We start from the raw sequence: 24,721 nt of genomic DNA, 5'->3' as shown, positions 1-24,721 counted from the left end.
ATCATGGTGTCTCTCCTGGTGTTTGGTTTGCGCGTCCCTGAAGCGAGTTTCGACCACCTCTGACCTTGGTCCCCGTCTCACGGCATGGGGACATATAGCCCCCGGAAGGTGGCGGGATTTGGGCAGGCTCGCGGCGATTTCGGGAACACTTAACTTTCTGTTGGAAATACGCCTAAAGCTTTGAATTTCATGAATTTAATTCTGATTCCTATCTGCTAGAGAGGGGGATCTCTGCTCTCCAAGCGATGCCAAAGTGGCACGAATCGCGCTCAAACCCTCGACTTCACTGGATTTTTTCGCGCTTTGCGCGGATAAATATCGTCAACGCGGCCAGATAAGAGCTGCATGAGGCAGATGAGCGGGTGGCGCAATGCGCGCATTACAGGCGGTGACAATCGTTTTTCTTGCGGCCATGGCTGCGGGGCCGGGCAGCGCGGAGATCTCCGCGCCGGTCAATGAAGGCGTGAAGCCCAAACGCGTGCTGCCGCCGAAACCCGGCACCAAACGCTTCATCACGATCCAGATCGATCCCGAAGAACAACAGCGCGAGCTGGCGGCCATGGCAAAGGAGCCGTGGCGCCCGATCACAAAAGCCCCCGCCGACAGTACAGAGACCGATGGCGCAACCGGCGGCCCCAGTCGGCCACGAGGTCACGCGCATTACGCTTGGTTCTGGAAGAAGATCTCCCCCAAGCTCGAGGATCGCGCCGGTCGCTTCGAGACGGCGCTTGCCGCACTGACCCAAGGGCCCGAGGGCAACTCGGTGCGCGCGCCCCGCCTGAGCAGCCTTGCCGATATCGCCAAGGCGCATGGCACAGATATCCTCAAGGCGACGATCGGAACCAATGTCTCGCCCGCGCTTGTGGTGGCGATGATCTCGGTGGAATCGGGCGGGCGCCATGACGCGGTGAGCCATGCCGGGGCGGTCGGGCTGATGCAGCTGATCCCGGCAACCGCAGATCGCTTCGATGTCGATGACAGCCGTGATCCGAGCCAGAATATCGCCGGTGGGGTCACCTATCTCGACTGGCTGATGAAGGAGTTCGACCGCGATCCGCTGATGGTGATCGCGGCCTATAATTCGGGCGAGAACAACGTGAAGAAGAATGACGGCGTGCCGCCCTTTGCCGAGACGCGCGATTACGTGCCCAAGGTCTTGGCCGCATGGTCGGTCGCGCGGGGCCTGTGCATGACGCCGCCCCAGCTCATGACCGACGGCTGCGTGTTTCGAGTGAAAGGATAAAGATGCGCCAAACCCGACCGCTTGTCCTCGATGTCGACGGCACATTTCTCAAGACCGATCTTCTGTTCGAGGCCTTCTGGGCCGGTCTTGGCCGCGCACCCCTGCCGACGCTGAAAACCGCGCTGCGCCACATCACCCACCCGGCACGTCTCAAGGCAGAGCTGGCCGCGCAAGTCGATCTGCGGCTCGATCTGATGCCGGTGACGCCTGCGGTGGCGCAGGCGGTCTCGCAGGCGCAAGAGGCCGGGCGCGAGGTCGTGCTAGCCTCGGCCTCAAATGAGGGGCAGGTCCGCGCTCTGGCCGCCGCTCATGGGCTCTCGGGGCAGGTCTTCGCCTCGGATGGGGACACCAATCTCAAGGGGGAGGCCAAGGCGCAGGCGCTGATTGCGGCCTATGGCGAGCGCGGTTTTGACTATGCGGGCAATGAGGCCGCCGATCTCGCGATCTGGCACCATGCCGAGCGCGCGCTTGTTGTGGGCCATGTGCCGCAGGCCACCTCGCTGCCCCGCCGCGATATGCTGGAGGGGGGCTGGTCGTGGCGCGCACTCCTCAAGGCGCTTCGGCCGCATCAATGGGTCAAAAACGTGCTGCTCGTCTTGCCCCTGATCGCCGCGCATCGATTCGACCTCGACACATTGCTGCCGATCGTGCTGGGCATGATCGCCTTCTCCTTCGCGGCCTCGTCGATCTATATCGTCAATGATCTGCTCGATCTCGAGGCCGACCGGCTGCATCCCACCAAATGCCGTCGTCCCTTTGCAGCCGGAACGGTCCCGATCCGAATCGGCATGGCGACAGGCCTCGGCCTTGCGCTGGCATCTCTGGCACTCGCCGGTGCGCTCAATCTGGGCTTTTTCGGCATCGTGCTGCTCTACATGCTCACCTCGCTGGCCTATTCGCTAAAGCTCAAACGCATGCGCTGGGTGGATATCGCGACGCTGGCCACGCTTTACACGATTCGCGTGGTGGCCGGGGCGGCTGCTGGCGAGGTGGATGTGTCGATTTATATGCTGATCTTCATCTTCCCGGTCTTCATCGCGCTGGGCTGCGTGAAGCGGCTGACAGAGCTCACGCTGGCCACCTCGGATGCGCGCCTGCCCGGGCGTGGCTACGGGCGCGCGGATCGGGGCGATCTGCTCAATGTCGCAGGGCTCGGCGTGTTCGGCGCGCTTCTGGTCTTCTTTCTCTATTCGGTCTCCCCGCAGGCCGTGATGCTTTATCCCGATCATTGGTTGCTCTGGGTGGCGATGATCCCGCTCGGATGGTGGCTGATCCGCATGGTCGTGTTGGGTTGGTTTGGCAAGCAGGATTACGACCCGATCGTCTTTGCGATGCGCGACAAGTTTGGGCTTGGCCTGATCATGATCATGCTGTCGCTGATGTTCTGGGCGGCGGGGCTCTGGGCGCAATGGTTCGGCGGCTGAACGCGCCCCCTCTTCCTCTTGACCCAAATATCCCACAGGGCTTTGGGGGTGTGAAACCCCCAGCGCGCGGGGCAACTCTCAGATCGACATCTTCTTGAAGATCGGCTCGGGAATGATCCGGATGATCCCCATCACCAATTGCCAGATCTTGCGGGTGTAGAGCACGTTTCTCTTGCGCGCGAGGCCTTGCAGGATGTCATCGGCGACCGCATCCGGGGTCGTCATCAGCGGCAGCTCCATCCCGCGCGTCATCGGTGTGTCGACCGGGCCGGGCTTGACCGTCATCACATGCACACCCGAGCGCCCCAGCCGGTTTCGCAGCCCCGAGAGATAGGTGGCAAAGGCGGCTTTGGACGCGCCGTACACATAGTTGCCGAGCCGCCCGCGATCGCCTGCGACCGAACCGATCCCAGCAATCGCTCCCGATCCGCGCGCCTCCATCAGCGGCGCGAGCAGGCTCAGGAAGGTCGCAGGGCCGGTATAGCTGTCGGCCATTACGCCCTCGATCATCTGAGGGTTGGCATCCACCACGTCCTGCTCGGGCATCGAGCCGGTGAAGACGGCGCAATTGAGAATGCCGTCCTGCGCTTCCAACTGTGCGATCAGCTCGGCGTAATTGCTGTGGTCGCGCGCATCGAAGCGCATGATCTCGGCGGCGGGCGCGCCGCGCAGGCGGCAATCGGCGGCGATGGCCTCAAGCTCGGGCATATTGCGGCCCGCCAGAAACAACGTATGGCCCTGCTCGGCGAGCCTGCGGATCAGCGCGCGCGCGATGCCCGATGTGGCGCCAAGGATGATCCAACTGTTCTTCATATCTCACTCCTGAGGTTCAACCGGCGGGTCATGTCTGTCTCCAACGCTCCCGCCGGGTCGGCCTTGGCCACTATGCTCTGCCACTGTGGCAAATCTGGATACATCGCGCGGATCTGCGCGGCTGAGGCGAGGCTGTCCTTGGCCAGATAGATCCGCCCGCCCGCCTCGAGCGTGCGCGTCTCAAGCCGATGGATCAGCGCACGCGCCTCGGTGCGGTTGGGGAAATCGATGGCCAGCGTGTAGCCCTCCATCGGAAAGCTCAGATCGCCCGCACGTCCCGGCCCCATGCGCTTGAGTACGGCGAGCGGCGAGGCCAGCCCCGATCCCGCGATTTCGGCCAGCATCGCGCGCAACGCATCGGCCGCGGCCAGCGGCACGACGCATTGGAACTGGTGAAAACCGCGTTTGCCGTAAAGCCGGTTCCAGTCATGCAGCTTGTCGAGCGGAAAGAAGAAATCTTCCAGCCGGCGCACCAGCGAGCGGCCCTGCCGGGGCACGCGGTGATAATAGGCCCGGTTGAAAGCTCGCACGACCGGCGGCGCGAGCGCCCAATGCGGCGCATCGAAGGGGATCTTGCGCGGTTTGGCGCGCGGGCGGACCAGCCCTGCGACCGTCTCGCCCTCCTCGACGATGCCGCGCCCGAGAGCAGCCCCCGTCGCGGTCGCGTCGATCCAGCCGACAGTGTAGCTCGCGCGCGAGGCATCGAGCAGGCCAAGATGGCGCTCCCAATCGGGCGCGCGGCGTTCGGTGACCAGCATCACATCGCCCTTGCAGCGCTGCAGCCGAAGCGTGGCGCGCAGGATGACCCCGGTCTGACCCAACCCGCCCAGCGTCGCACGAAAGAGCGCGCTGCCCGGTTTCACGATCCGCTCGGCGCCGTTCTGAAGCAAGGTGAGCTGGCGGATATGCTGGCCGAAACTGCCGATATGATGGTGGTTCTTGCCATGCACATCCTGCGCGATGCAGCCGCCAATGGTCGCAAAGCCTGTGCCGGGCATCACCGGCGGCAGCCAGCCGCGCGGCGCGAAGGCGCGCGCGACATCGCCGATCCGCGCCCCGGCCTCGATCTGCAAATCGCCTGTCTCGGGATCGAAAGCGATCATCCGGTCGAGCGCGCTCATATCCACCGCGCGCCCATCCGAATTGAGCGCCGCATCCCCGTAAGAGCGCCGCATGCCAAAGGCGGGAGCCGCCTCAAGCCGTGCAAGCGCATCGCGGGTTTCGGGGCGGGCGAGCTGACCGGTCGCGCGCAAGGCGCGGCCCCATCCGGTATATTCGCTGTCTTTCCAGTCCATGCGCGTCTCGGGCTTATGGGGCTTTGCGCGCGGCGCGCTCGGCCAGAGGGAAGATCGCAAGCCCGATGGCTATGGCGAACCAAAGCGTGGTCAGGCGAATGACGGCTGTGGCGGGGATCGAGATGTCGAGCGGGATGCCATCGAGCGAGAGCAGCGCGACCATCGCGGCCTCGGCGCCACCCAACCCGCCGGGCGCGCCGGTCAGCCCGCCTGCCAGCGTAGCAAAGACAAAGATCGCAATGGCCTTGGCGAGCCCGATATCGGCGCCCATCCAGCCCAGCAGCAGATGGAATGCGTAGCCCTCGGCCAGCCAGCCCGCGAGCCCCAGCCCAAGGACCAAGCCAAGCGTCGGGCCATGGGTGAACCGCGCCAGAGAGCGCGCCGCGCTGCGGGCGCGGGCAAACAGCCGAGGCGCACGGCCCGCGAGGCGATAGGTCTGCGTGATCAGCGCCGCCAGAAGGCGCGGGCGGGTGGCCACGATTGCGGCGGCAAGGGCGAGAGCGGTGACCGGCAGCGCGCCTGCAATGCCGCCTGCGGCGAGCGAAATCGCACCGCCCAGAAGCAGCGCCATCACCGCCAGATCGCCTGCCCGGTCCATCAGGGCTAGCGGCGCACTGCGCGCAATCGCCCAGCCAGTTTCGCGCCGGATCCAGCGCATGCGCACCAGCTCTCCGACGCGGCCCGGTGTGACCGACATCGCAAAGCCGCCGAGGAAATGGCGGATGTTCTGCACCGCTCCGGTGGGCAGCCCAAGGCGGCGCGCCAGCACATGCCAGCGCAGCGCGCGGCACAGGTAATTGGCCAGCGACAGCCCCAGCAAAAGCGCGATCTGCCACAGGTGCAGCCGCGCAAGCTGCGCGCGTGTCTCCTGCCAACCCGTGGCCGAGATCAGACCGATCAGCCCCGCGGCCAGCAGCACCAGCAGCCCGCCCAAAAGCGCACGATCCCGCCAGCGGCGGGGCAGGGCGCGCAGGGAGGGCGCAGGGATATGGGCAGCCCGCGCAAACGCGCCCGATCCCGCCAGCGGCGGGGCAGGGCGCGCAGGGAGGGCGCAGGGATATGGCTCGTGCTGTTCATTGCGTCCGTTTTAGCGACAGATCGGGGCAGGATTATGACCTTGTTTCGCCAAAAGCGACAAAGAAAAAGGCAGCCCGCATCGGGGCTGCCTTTCGATTTCCTTGCGCGTCAGGGCCTTAGCCGAGAACCGATTTCACCGCATCTGCCGTCGTCGAGATAATGGTGTCGGCCTCCTCGCGGGTCAGGCAAAGTGGCGGAGCAAAGCCGAGGATGTCACCTTGCGGCATCGCACGGGCGATCACACCACGCTCGACCAAAGCGGTCGCCAGCTTCGCGCCCACCTTGTCGGAGGCGTCGAAGAAGGTGCGCTGCTCGCGGTCCTTGACGAACTCGACGGCGCACATCAGCCCTTCGCCGCGAACGTCGCCGACATGAACATGATCGCCCAAGGCCGCTTTCATCGCGTCGTTGAAATATTTGCCTGTGCTTCCGGCATTGCCCACCAGACCGAGCTGATCGATCAGTTTGAGGTTGGCAACCCCTGCGGCAGCCCCGATAGGGTGCGCCGAATAGGTCCAGCCATGGCCAATCGGGCCGTTCTCATCCGTGCCCTGTTCAAGCACTTTCCACATCTTGTCGCCCACGATCGAGCCCGAAAGCGGCGCATAGGCCGAGGTCAGCCCCTTGGCGATGGTGATCAGATCGGGCTTCATGCCGTAGTGATCCGAGCCAAACATCGAGCCCAGACGCCCGAAGCCGGTGACGACCTCATCTGCGACCAGCAAGATGTCATGCTTGTCCAGCACAGCCTGAATCGCGGCCCAGTAGCCCTCGGGCGGCGGCACGATCCCCCCCGTGCCCAGCACCGGCTCACCGATGAAGGCCGCGATCGTGTCAGCGCCTTCGCGCTCGATCAGCGCCTCCAGTTCGGCTGCGCAATGCGCGGTGAACTGCGCCTCGGTCATATCGGCCTTGGGGCGGCGGAAGTAATAGGGCGCCTCGGTATGCAGGATCGGCGCGCGCGGCAGGTCAAATTTGTTGTGGAACGCCGCCAGCCCGGTCAGCGAGCCGGTCATGACGCCCGAGCCGTGATAGCCGCGCCAGCGCGAGATGATCTTCTTCTTCTCGGGGCGACCCAGAATATTGTTGTAATACCAGATCAGCTTGATGTTGGTCTCGTTCGCATCCGAGCCCGACAGCCCGAAATAGACCTTGGACATGTTGGCGGGCGCCCGCTCCAGCACCATATGCGCCAGCGTGATCGAGGCCTCGGTGCCATGCCCGACATAGGCGTGGTAATAGGCAAGCTCCTTGGCCTGCTCTGCAATCGCCTCGGCGATCTCGCTGCGGCCATAGCCCACATTCACGCAATAAAGGCCCGCGAAAGCATCCAGCAGCTTGTTGCCGTCGCGATCCTCAATATAGACGCCCTCGCCGCCGGTGACGATCCGGGTGGGCGTCTCGCCGCGCGCGTGCTGGGCAAGATGGGTTGAGGGATGGAAGAAATTCTCGCGATCCCATTTGTCGAGTTGATCGTTGGTCAGCATAGCGTCTCCTTCTTGGTCCTTGCGGCGGGGCTCAGGCCCAGTCGCGGCAGACATACTTGATTTCCATGAATTCTTCCATTCCGCGCCGGGCCCCTTCACGGCCCAGCCCCGATTGTTTGACCCCGCCAAAGGGGATCGGCGCGCCCGTGACCTTGGTGCGATTGACCGCGACCATGCCAAATTGCAGCGCGCGGGTGGCGCGGTAGATGCGCTTGGGGTTGAGCGAGTGGACATAGGCCACAAGCCCGTATTCGGTGGCATTGGCGCGATCAAACACCTCTTGCTCGCTGTCAAAGACCGAGATCGGCGCGACCGGCCCGAAGGTCTCTTCGTGCATGATCAGCGCATCATCGGTCACATCGGTGAGCACGGTGGGCGCGTAGAACAGCGGGCCGCGATCGAGCCGCTTGCCGCCACAGGCGAGTGTCGCGCCCTTGGTCAGCGCATCGGCCACATGTTCTTCCTGCTTGGCCACCGCTTTCTCGTTCATCAGCGGGCCGATATCGGGATCATCCATACCGATGCCCACGCTCAGCGCCTGCGTGGCCTCGGTGAAGCGGCGGCAGAACTCGGCATAAACGGGCCGCTCGACATAGATCCGGTTGGCGCCCAGACAATCCTGCCCGGAGGTCGCGAATTTCGCCTTGATCGTCTCGGCCACCGCCCGATCCAGATCGGCGCCCTTGAAGACGATGACCGGGGCATGACCGCCCAGTTCCAGTACCAACCGCTTCACGGTGTCCGCCGATTGGCGATAGAGCAGACGTCCGATCTCGGTGGAGCCGGTGAAGGACAGCGTGCGGACGCGGGCGTCCTTGGTCCAGGGCTCGACGATCTCGGGCGCGTGGCCGGTGATCACGTTGAAGACGCCGGGGCCAAAGCCCGCACGCTCGGCCAGCTCCGCCAGTGCCAGCGCTGAAAACGGCGTCTCCGAAGAGGGATGCGCGACCACGGTGCAGCCCGCCGCCAGCGCTGCCGCCGCCTTGCGCGTCAGCATCGCGGAGGGGAAATTCCAGGGCGTCACCAGCCCTACAACGCCCACGGGCTCGAGCCACAGTTCGACCTCGGCATCCGGCAGATGGCTGGTCACGCCCTCAATATTGGGGCGCTTGGCCTCTTCGGCGTAATATTCGATGAAGCTCGCGGCATAATCGATCTCCCCCAGCGCCTCGCTCAGCGGCTTGCCCTGCTCAAGCACCATGATCCGCGCCAGATCTTCCTTGGCGGCGATGATCAGGTCGAACCAGCGGCGCAGCAGGGTTGAGCGCTCCTGCGGCAAGGTCATCGACCAGTCGAGATAGGCGGCCTGCGCGGCATCGACGGCGGCGCGCGACTGCGCCCCGCTCAGCGCCGCGATATCGCCCAACCGCGCCCCATCCGCGGGGTTGGTCACGGCGATCACCGCCCCTTCATCGGCGGCAACCCATTTGCCATTCACATAAGAAAAACTGCGCAGCAGGCGCTTGTCGGAAATATCCGGGCGTGCAGACATCGCGGTGTCGAGCATGTTCGTACCTCCTTGGCTTGCCCCCAATATGGCAGGGCGCGGGCGGAGGCTGGGACCAAATGGACCGTGCGGCGGGGGCTTTCGGGCTGAAAGAGCGCGCGCCGCTAGTCCGTTTGGTCTAGGAGCAACTCAAAGGGGAAGGCGCCGCGCGCTTTCACCTCTTTCGTGACGATATAGGTAAAATAGCGCGCAATCCCGATCCGCGCATCGAGCATCGAGTCGATCAGCCGCTGATAGGCGTCGATATCGCGCGCCACGATCTGCATCAGATAATCGAATCCCCCGCCAAGCGCCCAGCAGCCTACGACCTCCGGGTGCTTGTCGAGTGAGCGCTCAAAGGTCTGAAAGGTCGCGGCCCGGTGATCGGCAAGCTCGGCTGCCACGAAGACCGTGACATGCGCGCCCAGCTTGCGCAGGTTGATCCGCGCCTGATAGCCCTCGATCAGCCCGGCCTTCTCAAGCTTCTTGAGCCGCTCCCATGTGGGCGTGGGCGAGAGGTTGATCTTCTCGGCCAATTGCGCCTTTGACAGACGCCCCTCGGCTGAGAGGACGCGCAGGATGTCGATATCGCGGCGGTCGAGCTTGATCATTGCGCGACATTACAGCCTCGCGCGGCACTGTCCATATCCCCACGCAAAAGGGGCAGCCCTTCCAGACTGCCCCTTCCTATTAATCCAAATATCCCAGGCGTTAGGGGCAAAACCACGTTTTGGCCCGAGGGGGCAGCGCCCCCTCGTTGGCCCAACGTGGCCCCCTCGCGCGGTCAGTTCACGATCGTGGCTTCGGTGGCTGCGCGAATCTCGTCTTCGCTCACCCCATCGGCGGTCTCGACGATCTTGAGCCCGCCCTCGACCACGTCCAAAACGCCCAGATTCGTGATGATCCGGTTCACCACACCCGTGCCCGTCAGCGGCAAGGTACAGGCTTTCAACAGCTTGCTCTCACCATGCTTGTTGGTGTGATCCATCACGACGACGACGCGTTTGACGCCCGCCACGAGGTCCATCGCGCCGCCCATGCCCTTCACCAGCTTGCCCGGGATCATCCAGTTTGCGAGGTCGCCATTCTCGGCCACTTCCATCGCGCCAAGGATCGCCATCGCGATCTTGCCGCCGCGGATCATGCCAAAGCTCATCGAGCTGTCGAAATAGGCGGTATTGGGCAGTTCGGTGATCGTCTGCTTGCCCGCATTGATCAGATCGGGATCTTCCTCGCCCTCATAGGGGAAGGGGCCCATCCCGAGCATGCCATTTTCCGATTGCAGCGTGACGTTCACACCTTCGGGGATGTGGTTCGGAACGAGCGTCGGAATGCCAATGCCGAGATTGACATAGGTGCCGTCTTGCAGCTCTTGCGCCGCGCGGGCGGCCATCTGGTCTCTATCCCATGCCATGGGTCAGCCCTCCTTCTTGCGGGTGGTGACTTTCTCGATGCGCTTCTCGTGATCGCCTTGGATCAGGCGGTGCACGTAAATCCCCGGCAGGTGGATCTGGTCGGGGTCAAGCGAGCCCACCGGCACGATTTCCTCGACTTCCATCACGCAGGTCTTGCCGCACATCGCGGCGGGCGGATTGAAGTTGCGTGCGGTCTTGCGGAAGATCGCGTTGCCGGTTTCATCGGCTTTCCATGCCTTGACGATCGAGAGGTCGGCAAAGATCCCTTCCTCAAGGATATAGGTCTCGCCGCCGAACTGTTTTTCTTCCTTGCCCTCAGCGATCTGGGTGCCCACACCGGTCTTGGTGTAAAAGCCCGGGATGCCGTGACCTGCCGCCCGCATCCGCTCCGCCAGCGTGCCCTGCGGATTGAATTCCAGCTCCAGTTCACCGCTCAGATATTGCCGCATGAACTCGGCATTCTCGCCGACATATGAGCTCATCATCTTCTTGATTTGCTTGGTGTCGAGCAGCTTGCCAAGGCCGAACCCGTCTACGCCGCAATTGTTGGACGCGACGGTAATGTCCTTGACGCCATCCTCCACGAGCGCATCGATGAGCAGTTCGGGAATCCCGCAGAGGCCAAACCCGCCTGCCGCGATCAGCATCCCGTCGAAAAGAAGCCCGTCGAGAGCTTCCTTCGCAGACCCGTAAACCTTGTTCATGAAGTTCCTCCGATCATTTGCGGGAAACTTTCGCAAGTGCCGGGAGGGGAGTCAATTGCCGCGTTGCAGCGCCAGCCTCAACCGCCATCACTTTCGGGAGGCATAATTGATAGATTTGAAGGAATTTGCGGGGATGTATGCGGCGCAGCGGGCGTGCGTTGGAAATCTCGCGCAGCCCCGTGAGGCGCATCCGGCGCTCAAAACGGCGCGCTGTGCCGATGCGGCGGGCAGGGCCCTAGGCCCCGGACGCCCGCCGCATCCACTGGCTTATTCGTCGTCGGACTCCGCGGTTTTCTTCGCGGGCGCCTTCTTGGCCGCAGGCTTCTTCGCAGCCGTAGTCTTGGAAGCCGCCTTTGCGGGGGCCTTTTTCGCAGGAGCCTTTTTGGCTGCAGGTTTTTTCGGAGCGGCTTTCTTCTTGGCGCCGCCCTTCTTGGCCGCTTTCGCCTCCAGCAACGGCAGAGCTTCTTCCATGGTCATCGCTTCCGGCTCGACCGTGTCGGGCAGGGTGGCGTTGATCTTGTTCCATTTCACATAAGGCCCGTAGCGCCCCGGCATCACTTGCACGGGCCCGCCATCGGGATGCTCGCCCAGCTCTTTGAGCGGCTTGGCCGCAGCCCCGCGCCCGCCGCGCGCGGCTTTTTGCGCGATAACTTCGACCGCCCGGTTCATCCCGATCGTGAAGACCTCTTCGACCTCGGGAAGGTTGGCATAGATCCGGCCATGTTTCACATAAGGCCCGTAGCGCCCGATGCTGGCCTCGACCATCTCGCCATCCTCGGGATGCGGGCCGATCTGGCGCGGCAGGCTCAGCAGCGTGAGCGCTTTCTCAAGATCAATCTCTTCGGGCTTCCATCCCTTGGGCAGCGAGGCGCGCGGCGGCTTCGGCACCTCTTCGGTTGGCTCGCCCTTTTGCACATAGGGGCCAAAGCGCCCGACCCGCAGGGTGATCGCCTCATCGTCGTCATAGCCAAGGATCTTGCCGTCCAGCGCCTGCAGCTCATCATCGCCATCGGGCGCTGAAAGGGGCCGGGTGAAGCGGCATTCGGGATAGTTGCCACAACCGATAAAGGCGCCGCCCGAACGCGCGGTCTTCAGATGCAGCTTGCCCTTGCCGCAAAGCGGACAGACGCGCGGATCCGACCTGTCGGCGCGCGGCGGGTAGAGATGGGGCGACAGAACCTCGTCGATCTTGTCGAGCACCTCGGTGATGCGCAGCTCGGATGTCTCGCTTAGCGCGGCCGAAAAATCACGCCAGAAACGCGCTAGCACGTCCTTGTAGTCGCGATCCCCCGCCGAGATGTCATCCAGCTGATCCTCAAGATCGGCGGTGAAATCATATTCGACATAGCGCTTGAAATAATTGCTCAGGAAGGCCGTCACCAGCCGCCCGGTATCCTCGGGCATCAGGCGATTCTTGTCCTTGCGCACATAGCCTCGATCCTGAATCGTGGTCACGATCGAGGCATAGGTGGAGGGCCGGCCAATGCCCAGTTCTTCCATCTTCTTGACCAGCGTGGCCTCTGTGTAGCGCGGCGGCGGCTGGGTAAAGTGCTGCGCCCCAAGGATCGAGCCTTTGGCGTCGATGATCGCGGCGGGGCAGCGGCGCAGCGCGGCCTTGTCATCCTCGATCACCGCGTCGGCATCGCCTTTCGCCTTGGCGAAAGCGGCCTCATAAGCTGCGCCCGAGGCACTCAGCGCCTCGCCCTCAGCGATCTGCGGCAGACGGTTGGCATCTTCGCCCTCATCATCGTCGCGGCCTTGATCATAGACCTTGAGGAAACCGTCAAAGGTCACGACAGAACCGGTCGCGCGCAGTTCGACCTGACTGTCATCCGAGCCGATCAGAACGGTGGTTCGCTCGAACCGGGCCGCTTCCATCTGGCTGGCGATCGTGCGCTTCCAGATCAGATCATAAAGCTTGAACTGATCATCGGCCAGCTTGAGCTGGTCCGGGCTTTTGGCCATGTCGGTGGGGCGAATACACTCATGCGCCTCTTGCGCGTTCTTCGCCTTGTTCTTGTAGATGCGCGGGCTGTCAGGGACATATTTCGCGCCGAACTTGTCCTTGATCGCCTCGCGCGCCGCGGTCACGGCCTCGGGGGCCATGTCGATGCCATCGGTCCGCATATAGGTGATGTGACCGGCCTCATAGAGACGCTGGGCGGCAGACATCGCAGCCTTCGCACCCATGCCGAATTTGCGGCTGGCTTCCTGTTGCAGCGTCGAGGTCATGAAAGGCGGGTAGGGGTTGCGCGAGGCAGGCTTGGCCTCGACCGAGGTCACCTTGAGGGCGCGGGCACTGACCGCCTGCACCGCCATTTCGGCGGCGGTCTCGTTGGCGAGATCGTATTTCTCAAGCTTCTTGCCGCCCAGCACGCTGAGCCGGGCTTCGAAATCCTGTCCGCGCGGGGTCTCAAGGCGGGCCACCACGCTCCAATATTCGCGCGCATCGAACGCCTCGATCTCCATCTCGCGCTCGACGATCAGCCGCAGGCAGACCGATTGCACCCGGCCCGCCGATTTCGCGCCGGGCAGTTTGCGCCACAGCACGGGCGAGAGGTTGAAGCCCACGAGGTAATCGAGCGCGCGGCGGGCCAGATAGGCCTCGACCAGCGGCGCATCGACCTGCCGGGGATGTTTCATCGCCTCCAAAATCGCCGTTTTGGTAATCGCGTTGAAGGTCACGCGAGAGACATTCTTGCCCTTGAGTTTCTTCTCGAGCGCCTCTTGCAGGTGCCACGAAATCGCCTCGCCCTCGCGATCAGGGTCCGTTGCGAGGATCAGCGTGTCGTCATCCTTGAGCGCATCCGTGATCGCCTTGATGTGCTTTTTCGAGTCGCTCGCGACTTCCCATTTCATGTCAAAATCATTGTCCGTATCGACCGATCCATCCTTGGGAGGCAGGTCGCGGACATGGCCGAATGACGCCAGAACGGTGTAATCGGACCCCAGATATTTGTTGATCGTCTTGGCCTTAGCAGGAGATTCGACGACGACAACGGCCATGGGAGATCCTCATAAAAATTGCGGCACACGCTATGGGCGCGGACCATGTGGGTGTTTGCGGGCGAATGTCAATGCAGCCTGCGGGGGAGGTCTGACCGGCCCAGCCTTCTTTCGCCTACTTATGGCGCGCGCCAGCCGATTGCGAGAGAGGCGGGCACGATTGGGCGGAAATCTCGGGCTGGGCGGGGGCTTTATGGCGCGCCCCAGCCGATTGCGAGAGAGGCGGGCACGATTGGGCGGAAATCTCGGGCTGGGCGGGGGCTTTGAGCGGCGGATCTGGGGGCACGGGCACGACGCCGCGCCTGGGTGCGCCCCACTGTTGTCCGCAATCTTCAAGCGGGCAGGCTGATCAACCCGCCGGGATGGCGCTGCACCCGCCCCTCGATCTCGAGCGTGACGAGCGCGCGGGCAAAGCGGGCCGCATCGACGCAGAGATCGCGGATCACCTGATCTTCGGCCACGGGATTGGGGCCAAGGCAAGTGGTGATCTGTGCCGCAATCGCATCCGCGCTGGCCTTTGCCCCGGCCTCGTCGCGGGCGTTGCGGGGCGCGCGGAGCGATGCCGGCGCCGCGCACTGGCTTTGCGCAACTGGCGTGGGGACGGCTGCGAGGGATGCCAGCACATCCTGCGCCCCGCGCACCAGTGTCGCGCCGTCGCGGATTAGCATGTTGCATCCGCCCGCGCGCCCATCCATCGGGTGACCGGGCACGGCCATCACGTCCCGGCCCTGATCGAGCGCGTCGCGCGCGGTGATGAGGCTGCCCGACTTTGTCGCAGCCTCGATCACCACCACTGCGCTTGCAAGCCCCGAGATGATCCGGTTGCGCTGCGGGAAATGGCGCGCCTGCGGTTGTTGTCCGGGGGGATGTTCCGAGAGGCGCAGCCCGGATTGCGCGATCTGTGCGGCGAGCGTTTCATTCTCGCGCGGATAGATCACATCGATGCCGCCCGCCTGCACTGCAATCGTTCCGGTGGGGAGCGCGGCGGTATGGGCTGCCGCATCAATGCCGCGCGCGAGCCCCGAGGCGATGGTGATACCTTCCGCCCCCAGCTCTTCGGCCATGCGGCGCGCCATGCGCAGCCCCAGCGAAGAGGCATTGCGCGCGCCCACCAAAGCGATGATCGGTCGATGAAGCAAAGATGTATCGCCAAGCGCCCATAGCAGCGGCGGCGCATCGGGGATCTGAGCCAGAAGGCGCGGATAGGCGGGGCTGCCAAAGCAGATGAGTGTGGCCCCCGCGCGCCGTCCCGCCTTGATCTCGGCCCGCGCCGCCTCTTCTGGAAAGGGCGTATATTCCACGACACCGGCGGCTTTCGCGACCTCAGGTAGGGCTGCGAGTGCCGCCCGTGCCGTGCCGTGTTCCTGCATCATGCGGTGAAAGGTTGCCGGGCCAACCCGACGAGATCGTGTGAGGCGGAGCACCGACAGATCATCATCTTCCGTGGTGGGTGGGGTGAAGGGGGTGGGGTAGGAAAACAGATCTGCTTTCATCCAGTCCTCCGCCTCAAACGATGACTTATTTGTGAGCTGTTAGTCTTAATAAGTGGTTACCAAATCCGGGGGTCCCGCGCATTTCGGGAAAATTTTTCGCACCTTTGAGCCATGCCCAATAATGATAATGGCGGCGCCCTGGGAAGAGAGCGCCGCCATCCGCGATTAGCCTTGGTTGTTGATAGGCGCCGAGTTTAGCGCGCGGCAGAACCGCCCACGGTCAGCCCGCCGATCATCAGCGTCGGCTGACCAACGCCCACAGGCACCCATTGCCCGGCCTTGCCGCAATTGCCGATGCCCGGATCCAGCGCGAGATCGTTGCCGATCGCGCGGATCTGGCGCATCGCAGTCGGCCCGTCCCCGATCAGGGTGGCGCCTTTCACCGGCGCGCCCACGACACCGTTCTTCACTCGATAGGCCTCGGTGCAGTTGAACACGAATTTGCCATTGGTAATGTCGACCTGACCGCCGCCGAAGCCCACCGCATAAATCCCGTCCGACAGATCGGCGAGGATCGAGGCCGGGTCGGCCTCTCCCCCCAACATATAGGTGTTGGTCATGCGCGGCATTGGGGTATGGGCAAAGCTCTCGCGCCGCCCGTTGCCGGTTGGCTCGACCCCCATCAGACGGGCATTCTGGCGGTCCTGCATATAGCCCACGAGCACGCCGTCCTCGATCAGCACATTCTTGCCCGACGGGGTGCCCTCATCATCAATCGTGATCGAGCCGCGCCGGTCGGGGATCGTGCCGTCATCCAGCACGGTCACTCCGCGGGCTGCGACCTGCTGGCCCATCAGCCCGGCGAAGGCCGAGGTTTTCTTGCGGTTGAAATCCCCCTCAAGCCCGTGGCCCACCGCTTCATGCAGCAGGACGCCCGGCCAGCCCGGACCGAGCACGACATCCATCACCCCGGCAGGGGCGGGCTCGGCGCTCAGGTTGACCAGCGCGATTCGCAGGGCCTCGGCCACCACGGGCTTCCACGCGGTCGGATCGATCAGCCCGGTCAGCCCGAATCGCCCGCCGCCACCGGCATTGCCGGATTCGCGCTTGCCCGCCTCTTCCACGATGACCGCGACATTTAGCCGCGCCATCGGGCGGATGTCGCTGACAAGCTCGCCTTCGGGGCGCAGGATGAAGACCTCTTGCAGGCTCGCCGCCATGCTGGCCGAGACCTGCACGACGCGGGCATCGAGATCGCGCGCATAGGCGTCGATCTCGCGCAGAATGTCGATCTTGGCGGCAAAGGGCGTGCCCGAAACCGGATCGGTATCACTGTAGAGATGTCGGTTGGTGCCTTTGGGAGGGGCTGCCATTGTGCCGCCCCCCTCGCCGACCGCGAGCCGGGCGGTCTCGACGGCGCGGGCAAGCGCGGTCTCGGAGATTTCGGTCGAATGGGAATAGCCTGCGACCTCCCCCTTCACCGCGCGCAGGCCAAAGCCCTCGGAGGCGTCGTAAGAGGCCGTCTTGATGCGCCCGTCATCAAAGACCAGCGCCTCGGAGCGGCGCTGTTCGAGAAACAGTTCGCCATCGTCGGCCCCGGTTGTCGCCGCGCGCAGATGGCGCAGCGCGGTGTCCCGATCGAGAGCGGTCTCGAAGGGCGAAAAACGGTCTGGCTGGCTCATCTGCTCTCCATTCGGTGATCAATTCTCACGTTTTCGCGAAGCTTTTGCTTGCGATCTCATCCTAATATGATTTTAAACGGAGATCATACAACGGGGTCGGGTATGGGAGTGCCGGATTCTCGTGAGGCGGAAAAAGTGAGCCGCTGCAAGGGAGATATGGGAATAATGCGTTTTGCAAGCATCAGCCGCGGTCTCGCGGCCGCTGTCACATTTATCGGTCTACATGCCCTGACAGTCGTTCAGGCGCAGGCTCAGGATATGATCAAGGGCCTGCCGGTGATCGGAAAGCCACATCTGGGCGGTGTCGGGTTCCAGCCCGCCTCGTCGAGCCTTGCCGAGGATCAGCAATGGCTCGATCACATGCTGCTGGTGATCATCGCGTTGATCTGTGTCTTCGTCTTCGCGCTGATCTTCTACGCGCTGCTGCGCTTCAACAGCCGCGCCAATCCGACGCCGCGCAGCTTCACCCATAATACGCCGATCGAGATCACCTGGACGCTTGTCCCGGTGGCGATTCTCGTGGTGATTGGGGCGTTCTCGCTGCCCGCTTTGTGGAACCAGCAAGAGATCCCGGAGGGCGATATCACCGTCAAGGTGACCGGCTATCAGTGGTATTGGGGCTATGAATATCCCGATGAGGATGTGAGCTTCGATGCGATCATGCTCACCAAGGATGAGCTGGCGGATCACGGCTATGCGCCGGATGAATATCTGCTGGCCGCCGACAATGCGATGGTGGTGCCGGTCGGCAAAACCGTCGTGGTTCAGGTCACCGGTGCAGACGTGATCCATAGCTGGACCGTGCCTGCCTTCGCGGTGAAACAAGACGCCGTTCCGGGCCGGATCGCGCAATTGTGGTTTAAAGCCGATCAAGAAGGTGTGTATTTCGGCCAGTGCTCGGAACTGTGTGGCACGAACCATGCGTATATGCCGATTGTGGTGAAGGTTGTCTCCCCTGAGGTTTACGCTAATTGGCTTGAGCGCGCGAAGAATGACTTCGCGTCGGTCGAGGCCGACGGGGTGGTTCAAGTTGCGCAGAACTGAGCACGCGTGACCCAGCCACCCGAAAGGCAAGTTTGATGACCGATATCAGTTACGTCCAACACGACAAAGAGGCCAGATTCGGCGATTATATCGCGCTTCTGAAGCCGCGCGTCATGTCGCTGGTGGTCTTCACTGCCTTCGTGGGGCTGGTCGTCGCACCCGACCCGGTCCATCCCTTCGTGGGCTTTGTCGCGATCTTGTTCATCGCGCTGGGCGGCGGGGCGTCGGGCGCACTCAACATGTGGTATGATGCCGATATCGACCGGATCATGCGCCGCACCCAGTCGCGCCCGATTCCCGAAGGTCGGATCTCAGAGCGCGAGGCGCTGGCCTTCGGGCTCGTGCTGTCGGGCATTTCCTGCGTGATGCTGGCGCTGGCCACGAATATCTTCTCGGGCCTGTTTCTTGCCTTCACCATCTTCTTCTACGTTGTGATCTACACGATGTGGCTCAAGCGCGCGACGCCGCAGAACATCGTCATCGGCGGGGCCGCGGGCGCGTTTCCTCCGATGATCGGATGGGCGGTTTCGACCGGCGGGATCTCGGTGGAATCGGTTGCGATGTTCCTGCTCGTATTCCTCTGGACGCCGCCGCATTTCTGGTCGCTGGCGCTGTTCATGAAGGCCGATTACGACGAGGCGAAAGTGCCGATGCTCACCTCGACCCATGGTCGCCGGGTGACGCGCAAGAACGTGCTGGTCTACACTTTGGTGCTGGCTCCGCTCGCGGTTGCGACGGGCTTTACCTCGATCGGCGGGCCGCTTTACCTTGCCACGGCCATCGTGATGAACGCGCTGTTCATCAAGGGCGCCATCGCGATCTACAGCCGGACCGAGGTTCAGGCCGAGGCCGATAAATACGCGGTCGAAAAGCGGTTCTTCTACTTCTCGCTCATCTACCTCTTTGCGCATTTCGCAGCCTTGCTGGCCGAAGCGGGACTGAGCCATATCGGTTTGGGAGTCTGGTAACGCATGGCCATCACACGAGATAGCGACCTTCATATCCGCCGGTTCTCGCGCAATGCGGGGCTGGGTCTCGTGCTGTTGGCCTTTGTGGGGATCGTGTTCGGCCTGACCATCGCCAAAGTCGAGCGCGGCGATAAGATGGAAGCCTATGACCATCAGCCCCGGACCTCGGTGCTGCCGCCCGCGCCTGCGGATCCCGCCAAGGAGGGCACCGCGCAATGAGTCAGGACGGTCCCGAACCACGCCCGCATAACCGGTCGAACACGCGCGTGCTGATGAGCCTGCTCGCGGTGATCGTGGTGATGGGGGCCGGGGCCTGGGCCGCGGTGCCGTTCTACAACTGGTTTTGCAAGACCACGGGCTATGGCGGCACGACCAGCGTGGCCGACAAACTGCCCGATCACGTGCTCGACCGCGAGATAACCGTGCGTTTCGACGCCAATGTGGCGCGCGACATGCCGTGGGAATTCAAACCCGTTCAGACCGAGATGAAGCTCAAGATCGGGCAGAACGGGCTGGCGTTTTACGAGGCCTATAACCCGACGGATCGTCCGATCGCGGGCACGGCCAGCTATAATGTCTCGCCCGATGTGGCGGGGTATTACTTCGACAAGATCCAATGCTTCTGCTTTACCGAGCAGGTCCTGCAGCCTGGGGAGAGGGTGCAGATGCCGGTGAGCTTTTTCGTCGATCCCGGCATTGTCGAGGATGCGGATGCGAAGCGGATTAAGTCGCTGACACTAAGCTACACATTCTACGAAACCGATCTGCCCGAGCAACATGCTTCGGCCTCGCCGGATATGGGGGCGGGAACGGTCGACTAAGCCGTCGGAGGGAGACCATGGCGCACGCAAAGAACCACGACTACCACATCCTACCACCCTCGATCTGGCCATTCCTGAGCGCGTTGGGTGGCTTTATCATGCTGTTCGGCGCGGTTCTGTGGATGAATGGGACAACGCATTACGTCTTTTTCGCAGGCCTGCTTGTCGTGCTCTACACGATGTATGGCTGGTGGACCGACGTGATCCATGAGGGTGAGACAGGGGATCACACCCCCGTCGTCGCCATTGGGCTGCGCTACGGGTTCATCTTGTTCATCATGTCCGAAGTGATGTTCTTCGCGGCTTGGTTCTGGAGCTTCTTCAAGCACGCGATGTATCCGATGGGGCCGATGAGCCCCCTGCAAGACGGAGTTTGGCCGCCCGAGGGCATCGCGACCTTCGATCCGTGGCACCTGCCGCTGATCAACACCGTGATCCTGCTTCTGTCGGGCGTGACGCTCACTTGGGCGCACCATGCGCTGGTGCATGACCATGATCGCAAGGCCGTCCGGCAGGCGTTGATCCTGACGGTCGTGCTGGGCGCGTCCTTCACGGTGCTGCAAGCCTATGAGTACACCCACGCCGCCTTCGGCCTTTCGGGCAATATCTACGGTGCGAACTTCTTCATGGCGACCGGCTTTCATGGCGCGCATGTGATCATCGGCACGATCTTCTTGCTGGTCTGCCTGATGCGGATCGTGGCGGGGCAGATGACGCAAGACCGCCATGTCGGCTTCGAGGCGGCTGCTTGGTATTGGCATTTCGTCGATGTGGTCTGGCTCTTCCTGTTCGCCTCGATCTATATCTGGGGCAGCGCGTAGGCGCGCCTCACCACACGGCTTTTGAGCGGCGCGGGGGGGAACCTCCGCGCCGTTTCCTTGGGAGGAACCATGGCTCGCTTTATCTTTCCGCTGCTTTTGGGCGTCGTCGGCTGCGCGATCCTGATCTCGCTTGGCGTCTGGCAGGTGCAGCGGCTTGAGTGGAAACGCGCGATGCTGGCCGAGATTTCGGCCAAGATCGACGGCGTGCCGCAGGAGCTGCCGCCCGAGGGGACCGATACCGAGGCTCTGAAATATGAGCCGGTCGAGATCGCAGGCGGCACGACGGGGCAAGAGATCCTTGTGCTTTCGGGGCAGAAGGGCGTGGGCGCGGGCTATCGCGTGATCGACGCGTTCGAGACCGGCGATGGTCGCAGCATTCTGCTGGATCGCGGGTTTCTTCCCGAGGCAGATAAGGGCCGGCCGCGCCCTCCCACCGCGCTGATCGTGACGGGCAATCTGCACTGGCCGCGCGAGAGCGACGCCTTCACGCCGGAGCCAGATCCCAAGACGGGACTGTGGTTTGCCCGCGACGTGCCCGCGATGGCAAAGCAGCTTGGCACTGAACCGGTCATGGTTGTCGCGCGCCATGTCGAGGGGGATGCGCAGGGCATCTCGCCCGAGCCGGTCACCATCTCGGGCATCCCCAATGACCATCTCGGATATGCGATCACTTGGTTTTTGCTCGCAATCGTCTGGGCCGGGATGACAATCTTTCTTCTCTGGCGTATCAGGCGCCAACCGATCTAAGGATTGACGATGCGTTATGTTTCCACCCGGGGGCAGGCCCCGGTTCTGAATTTTGGCGATGCGATGCTCACGGGGCTGGCGCGGGACGGCGGTTTATACGTGCCCGAAACCGTGCCGCAGATGAGCCAGACCGAGATCGCAGCCCTTGCGGGCCTCTCCTATGAAGAGGTGGCCTTCCGTGTGATGAAGCCCTTCGTCTCCGAGACATTCAGTGAAGAGGAGCTGCGCGGCGCGATCACCCGGGCCTATGCGGGCTTTGGCCATGTGGCGCGCGCGCCGATGGTGCAGCTTGCGCCGAACCACTTCCTGCTGGAGCTGTTCCACGGGCCGACGCTGGCTTTCAAGGATTTCGCGATGCAAGTCATCGGGCAGCTGTTCCAGATCGAGCTGGAGCGCCGCCAACAAAAGATCACCATTGTCGGCGCGACCTCTGGCGATACCGGCTCTGCCGCGATCGAGGCGTTTCGCGGGCTCGACAATGTGGATGTGTTCATCCTCTTCCCGCATGGCCGCGTCTCAGAGGTGCAGCGCCGCCAGATGACCACGCCGGTTGAGAGCAATGTCCATGCGCTCGCGATGGATGGCGATTTCGACGATTGCCAAGCCAAGCTGAAGGATATGTTCAACGATTTCACCTTCCGCGATGAGGTCGGGCTGGCGGGGGTGAACTCGATCAACTTCGCCCGTGTGCTGGCGCAGATCGTCTATTACTTCACTGCCGCGGTGAGCCTTGGTGCGCCTGAGCGCAAGATCTCCTTCACCGTGCCCACCGGCAATTTCGGCGATATCTTCGCGGGCTTTCTGGCGCGCGAGATGGGGCTGCCGATTGAGCGGCTGGTGATCGCCACGAACCAGAACGACATCCTGCATCGCTGCCTTGAGCGCGGCGATTACACCAAGCAGGGCGTGACGCCCTCGATCAGCCCCTCGATGGATATCGAGGTCAGCTCCAATTTCGAGCGCGCGCTTTACTGGGCCTATGGCAAGGATGGCGCGGCGATTGCGGCGCTGATGGACGAGCTGAAGACCGAAGGCTCCTTCACCGTCTCGCAAAACGCCATCGGCGCGCTGCGCGCGGTCTATGACAGCGGCATGGCGAGCGAGGCCCGCACGCTTGCCGAGATCACCGACAGTCTGAACGAGACGGGCGAGCTGCTCTGCCCGCATTCCGCCATCGCCGTGAGCGTGGGCAAGCAGGCGCTGGCACGCGACCCGGCCACGCCGATGGTGACGCTGGCCACCGCCCATCCCGCGAAATTCCCTGATGCGGTCGAGAAGGCCACGGGCATCCGGCCGGAACTGCCGCCGCGCATGGCCGACCTGTTCGACCGCGAAGAGCGCGTGACGCGCGTTCCCAATGACCTTGACGCCCTAGAGGCGCTGATCCGTGAAAGACGCCGTACATGATCGAAATGACCACTTTGAAAAACGGCCTGCGTGTCGTGACCGAGAAGATGCCGGGGCTTGTTTCCGCCTCGCTCGGGATCTGGGTCACGGCGGGCGGTCGTCATGAACGCCCCGAGCAAAATGGCATCGCCCATTTCCTCGAACATATGGCTTTCAAAGGCACCAAGACCCGCAGCGCTTTGCAGATTGCCGAGGCGATCGAGGATGTGGGCGGCTATATCAACGCCTATACCTCGCGCGAGATGACCGCCTATTACGCGCGCGTGCTGGAGGCCGATGTGCCGCTCGCGCTCGATGTGATTTCGGACATTCTGCTCAACCCGGTTTTCGACCAGCGCGAGATCGAAGTGGAGCGCGGCGTGATCTTGCAAGAGATCGGCCAGTCGCTCGACACGCCCGATGACGTGATCTTCGATTGGCTGCAGGAAGCGGCCTATCCGAACCAGCCGATGGGCCGCACGATCCTTGGTCCCGCCGAGCGGGTGCGCGGCTTTGGGCGCGACGACCTGTCGGGCTTTGTGCGCGAGCATTACGGCCCCGATCAGATGATCCTCTCGGCGGCGGGCGCGGTCGATCACGCCGATATCGTGAAACGCGCCGAGACGATCTTTGGCGACATGACCCCCTCGCTCAACCCCGCGCCGGAGCGCTCGGTCTGGTCGGGCCATGAGCGGCGCGAGGTCAAAACGCTTGAGCAGGCCCATTTCGCTCTGGGGTTTGAGGCTCCGAGCTATCGCGATGCCGATCTCTATACGGTGCAGGTCTATTCGACCGCGATGGGCGGGGGCATGTCCTCGCGCCTGTTCCAGAAGATCCGCGAAGAGCGCGGGCTGTGCTACACGATCTTCTCGCAGGCAGGCGCCTATGAGGATACCGGCATGTTCACGATCTATGCGGGCACTTCGGGCGATGAGATCCGCGGGTTGTCGGATCTGACCATCGACGAGATGAAACGCGCCGCCGACGATATGAGCGAGGCCGAGGTGGCCCGCGCGCGTGCGCAGCTCAAGGCGGGGATGCTGATGGGGCTTGAGGGCGCGTCCGCGCGCGCCGAGCGGATGGCGCGCAGCCTGCATGTCTGGGGCCGCGTTCCCGATATCGAAGAGGCCGCCGCCCGCGTCGATGGCGTGACCGTCGAGGCCGTGCGCAGCTTTGCCGGACGTCTGGCGGGCAGCGGTCGTACGGCGCTCGCGCTCTACGGCCCGGTCTCTGATGCCCCTGAACTGGAGGCCGTGCGCGAAAGGCTCGCGGCATAATGTTCCAGCGTCGCCGGCAGTTGCGGATCGAGACGGAGCGCATGACGCTGCGCCCGCCGCAACATGGCGATTTCGCGGCATGGTCCAATCTGCGGCAGGAGGGGCGGGAGTTCCTTGTGCCGTGGGAGCCAAGCTGGTCGCCCGATCATCTCAGCCGCAAGGCCTTCTCGAACCGCGTCTATTGGGCCGCGCGCGCGGTCTCCAACGGGACCGCGATCCCGGTCTTTCTGATCGACCGGCGCGCGCAGACGGTGCTGGGCGCGCTCACGCTCGACAATATCCGGCGCGGCCCCGCACAGGCGGGCTCGATGGGCTATTGGGTCGGACAGCGCTATGCGCGGCAGGGCTATATGCGCGAGGCGATCGAGGCGGTGGTGCATTACGCGTTCACCACGCTCGATCTCAGCCGGATCGAGGCCGCCTGCCTGCCCGAAAACGCCGCCTCGCGCGGGGTGCTGGAGAAATCGGGCTTCAAATATGAGGGCGTTGCGCAAAGCTATCTGCAAATCAACGGGCGCTGGCGCAACCATGTGCTCTATTCCAACCTGCGCTCGGACCGGCGCGGGCGCACGGATGTCGGCTGAGCCCGAGG

At 63.4% G+C, this 24,721-nt stretch carries 22 protein-coding genes; 11 read left to right on the top strand and 11 right to left on the bottom strand.

Translation table 11 applies throughout. From position 1 onward, the window contains the following. Positions 1-370 precede the first annotated feature (370 nt). Positions 371-1,243, top strand: a complete 873-nt coding sequence (locus tag DL1_RS14295) for a lytic transglycosylase domain-containing protein (RefSeq protein WP_038067648.1) — start codon at positions 371-373, stop codon at positions 1,241-1,243. Between the two features lie 2 nt (positions 1,244-1,245). Continuing rightward, positions 1,246-2,667, top strand: a complete 1,422-nt coding sequence (locus tag DL1_RS14290) for a UbiA family prenyltransferase (RefSeq protein WP_038067646.1) — start codon at positions 1,246-1,248, stop codon at positions 2,665-2,667. A 78-nt stretch (positions 2,668-2,745) separates the two neighbouring features. Here the strand turns inward: DL1_RS14290 and DL1_RS14285 are convergent, their stop codons facing one another. The 11 genes from DL1_RS14285 to tldD form a co-directional block, all read right to left on the bottom strand. Beyond that, positions 2,746-3,480, bottom strand: a complete 735-nt coding sequence (locus DL1_RS14285; protein ID WP_038067644.1) for an SDR family oxidoreductase — start codon at positions 3,478-3,480, stop codon at positions 2,746-2,748. Continuing rightward, positions 3,477-4,775 carry an FAD-binding oxidoreductase gene (locus tag DL1_RS14280; protein ID WP_038067640.1) on the bottom strand — a complete coding sequence of 433 codons (1,299 nt, stop codon included), beginning with the start codon at positions 4,773-4,775 and terminating at the stop codon, positions 3,477-3,479. Before DL1_RS14280 ends, DL1_RS14285 begins: the two co-directional genes overlap by 4 nt. Positions 4,776-4,788: 13 nt before the next feature. After that, complete coding sequence (locus tag DL1_RS14275; RefSeq protein ID WP_248642593.1) at positions 4,789-5,709, bottom strand: lysylphosphatidylglycerol synthase transmembrane domain-containing protein; 921 nt, start codon at positions 5,707-5,709, stop codon at positions 4,789-4,791. A gap of 259 nt (positions 5,710-5,968) precedes the next feature. Then, positions 5,969-7,339 (bottom strand): aspartate aminotransferase family protein, encoded by a 1,371-nt coding sequence (locus DL1_RS14270; RefSeq protein ID WP_038067637.1) that lies wholly within the window; start codon positions 7,337-7,339, stop codon positions 5,969-5,971. Positions 7,340-7,370: 31 nt separating this feature from the next. Next, a complete protein-coding gene (locus DL1_RS14265) occupies positions 7,371-8,846 on the bottom strand; it encodes an NAD-dependent succinate-semialdehyde dehydrogenase (protein ID WP_038067635.1) in 1,476 nt (491 codons plus the stop codon). A 104-nt stretch (positions 8,847-8,950) separates the two neighbouring features. Further along, the gene (locus tag DL1_RS14260) at positions 8,951-9,433 is read right to left on the bottom strand and encodes an Lrp/AsnC family transcriptional regulator (protein WP_038067662.1); all 483 of its coding nucleotides are present in this window, start codon (positions 9,431-9,433) and stop codon (positions 8,951-8,953) included. Between the two features lie 176 nt (positions 9,434-9,609). Next, positions 9,610-10,239 (bottom strand): CoA transferase subunit B, encoded by a 630-nt coding sequence (locus DL1_RS14255; RefSeq protein ID WP_038067634.1) that lies wholly within the window; start codon positions 10,237-10,239, stop codon positions 9,610-9,612. 3 nt (positions 10,240-10,242) lie between these two features. Then, positions 10,243-10,944: a CoA transferase subunit A gene (locus DL1_RS14250; RefSeq protein WP_038067630.1), complete on the bottom strand. Its 702-nt coding sequence runs from the start codon at positions 10,942-10,944 to the stop codon at positions 10,243-10,245. A 267-nt stretch (positions 10,945-11,211) separates the two neighbouring features. Next, the gene (gene topA / locus DL1_RS14245) at positions 11,212-13,950 is read right to left on the bottom strand and encodes a type I DNA topoisomerase (RefSeq protein WP_038067626.1); all 2,739 of its coding nucleotides are present in this window, start codon (positions 13,948-13,950) and stop codon (positions 11,212-11,214) included. 332 nt (positions 13,951-14,282) lie between these two features. After that, the gene (gene dprA, locus DL1_RS14240) at positions 14,283-15,443 is read right to left on the bottom strand and encodes a DNA-processing protein DprA (RefSeq protein ID WP_038067619.1); all 1,161 of its coding nucleotides are present in this window, start codon (positions 15,441-15,443) and stop codon (positions 14,283-14,285) included. A 194-nt stretch (positions 15,444-15,637) separates the two neighbouring features. Continuing rightward, entirely contained in the window at positions 15,638-17,065 is a 1,428-nt protein-coding gene (gene tldD, locus DL1_RS14235) for a metalloprotease TldD (RefSeq protein ID WP_038067616.1), read from the bottom strand. Positions 17,066-17,230: 165 nt separating this feature from the next. Between tldD and coxB the strand changes: the two genes are divergently transcribed. The 9 genes from coxB (at position 17,231) to DL1_RS14190 (ending at position 24,713) form a co-directional block, all read left to right on the top strand. After that, a complete protein-coding gene (gene coxB, locus DL1_RS14230; protein ID WP_038067613.1) occupies positions 17,231-18,109 on the top strand; it encodes a cytochrome c oxidase subunit II in 879 nt (292 codons plus the stop codon). Between the two features lie 35 nt (positions 18,110-18,144). Further along, positions 18,145-19,077 carry a heme o synthase gene (gene cyoE, locus DL1_RS14225; protein WP_038067612.1) on the top strand — a complete coding sequence of 311 codons (933 nt, stop codon included), beginning with the start codon at positions 18,145-18,147 and terminating at the stop codon, positions 19,075-19,077. 3 nt (positions 19,078-19,080) lie between these two features. Beyond that, on the top strand, positions 19,081-19,296 hold the full coding sequence (locus DL1_RS21260) for a hypothetical protein (RefSeq protein WP_038067609.1): 216 nt from the start codon (positions 19,081-19,083) through the stop codon (positions 19,294-19,296). After that, entirely contained in the window at positions 19,293-19,898 is a 606-nt protein-coding gene (locus DL1_RS14215) for a cytochrome c oxidase assembly protein (RefSeq protein WP_038067607.1), read from the top strand. Before DL1_RS21260 ends, DL1_RS14215 begins: the two co-directional genes overlap by 4 nt. A gap of 17 nt (positions 19,899-19,915) precedes the next feature. Continuing rightward, positions 19,916-20,719 carry a cytochrome c oxidase subunit 3 gene (locus tag DL1_RS14210; RefSeq protein WP_038067604.1) on the top strand — a complete coding sequence of 268 codons (804 nt, stop codon included), beginning with the start codon at positions 19,916-19,918 and terminating at the stop codon, positions 20,717-20,719. A gap of 69 nt (positions 20,720-20,788) precedes the next feature. Next, the gene (locus DL1_RS14205; protein WP_038067596.1) at positions 20,789-21,466 is read left to right on the top strand and encodes an SURF1 family protein; all 678 of its coding nucleotides are present in this window, start codon (positions 20,789-20,791) and stop codon (positions 21,464-21,466) included. A gap of 9 nt (positions 21,467-21,475) precedes the next feature. After that, complete coding sequence (gene thrC, locus DL1_RS14200) at positions 21,476-22,873, top strand: threonine synthase (protein WP_038067593.1); 1,398 nt, start codon at positions 21,476-21,478, stop codon at positions 22,871-22,873. After that, on the top strand, positions 22,870-24,129 hold the full coding sequence (locus tag DL1_RS14195) for a M16 family metallopeptidase (protein WP_038067590.1): 1,260 nt from the start codon (positions 22,870-22,872) through the stop codon (positions 24,127-24,129). The genes thrC and DL1_RS14195 overlap by 4 nt, the downstream gene beginning before the upstream one ends. Further along, positions 24,129-24,713: a GNAT family N-acetyltransferase gene (locus DL1_RS14190; RefSeq protein ID WP_038067587.1), complete on the top strand. Its 585-nt coding sequence runs from the start codon at positions 24,129-24,131 to the stop codon at positions 24,711-24,713. The genes DL1_RS14195 and DL1_RS14190 overlap by 1 nt, the downstream gene beginning before the upstream one ends. The last annotated feature ends 8 nt before the right edge of the window (positions 24,714-24,721 follow it).

The organism is Thioclava dalianensis, assembly GCF_000715505.1.
Lineage (GTDB): Bacteria > Pseudomonadota > Alphaproteobacteria > Rhodobacterales > Rhodobacteraceae > Thioclava > Thioclava dalianensis.
Note: the sequence above shows the minus strand (reverse complement) of the source record. Positions and strands in the feature narration are given on the sequence as shown.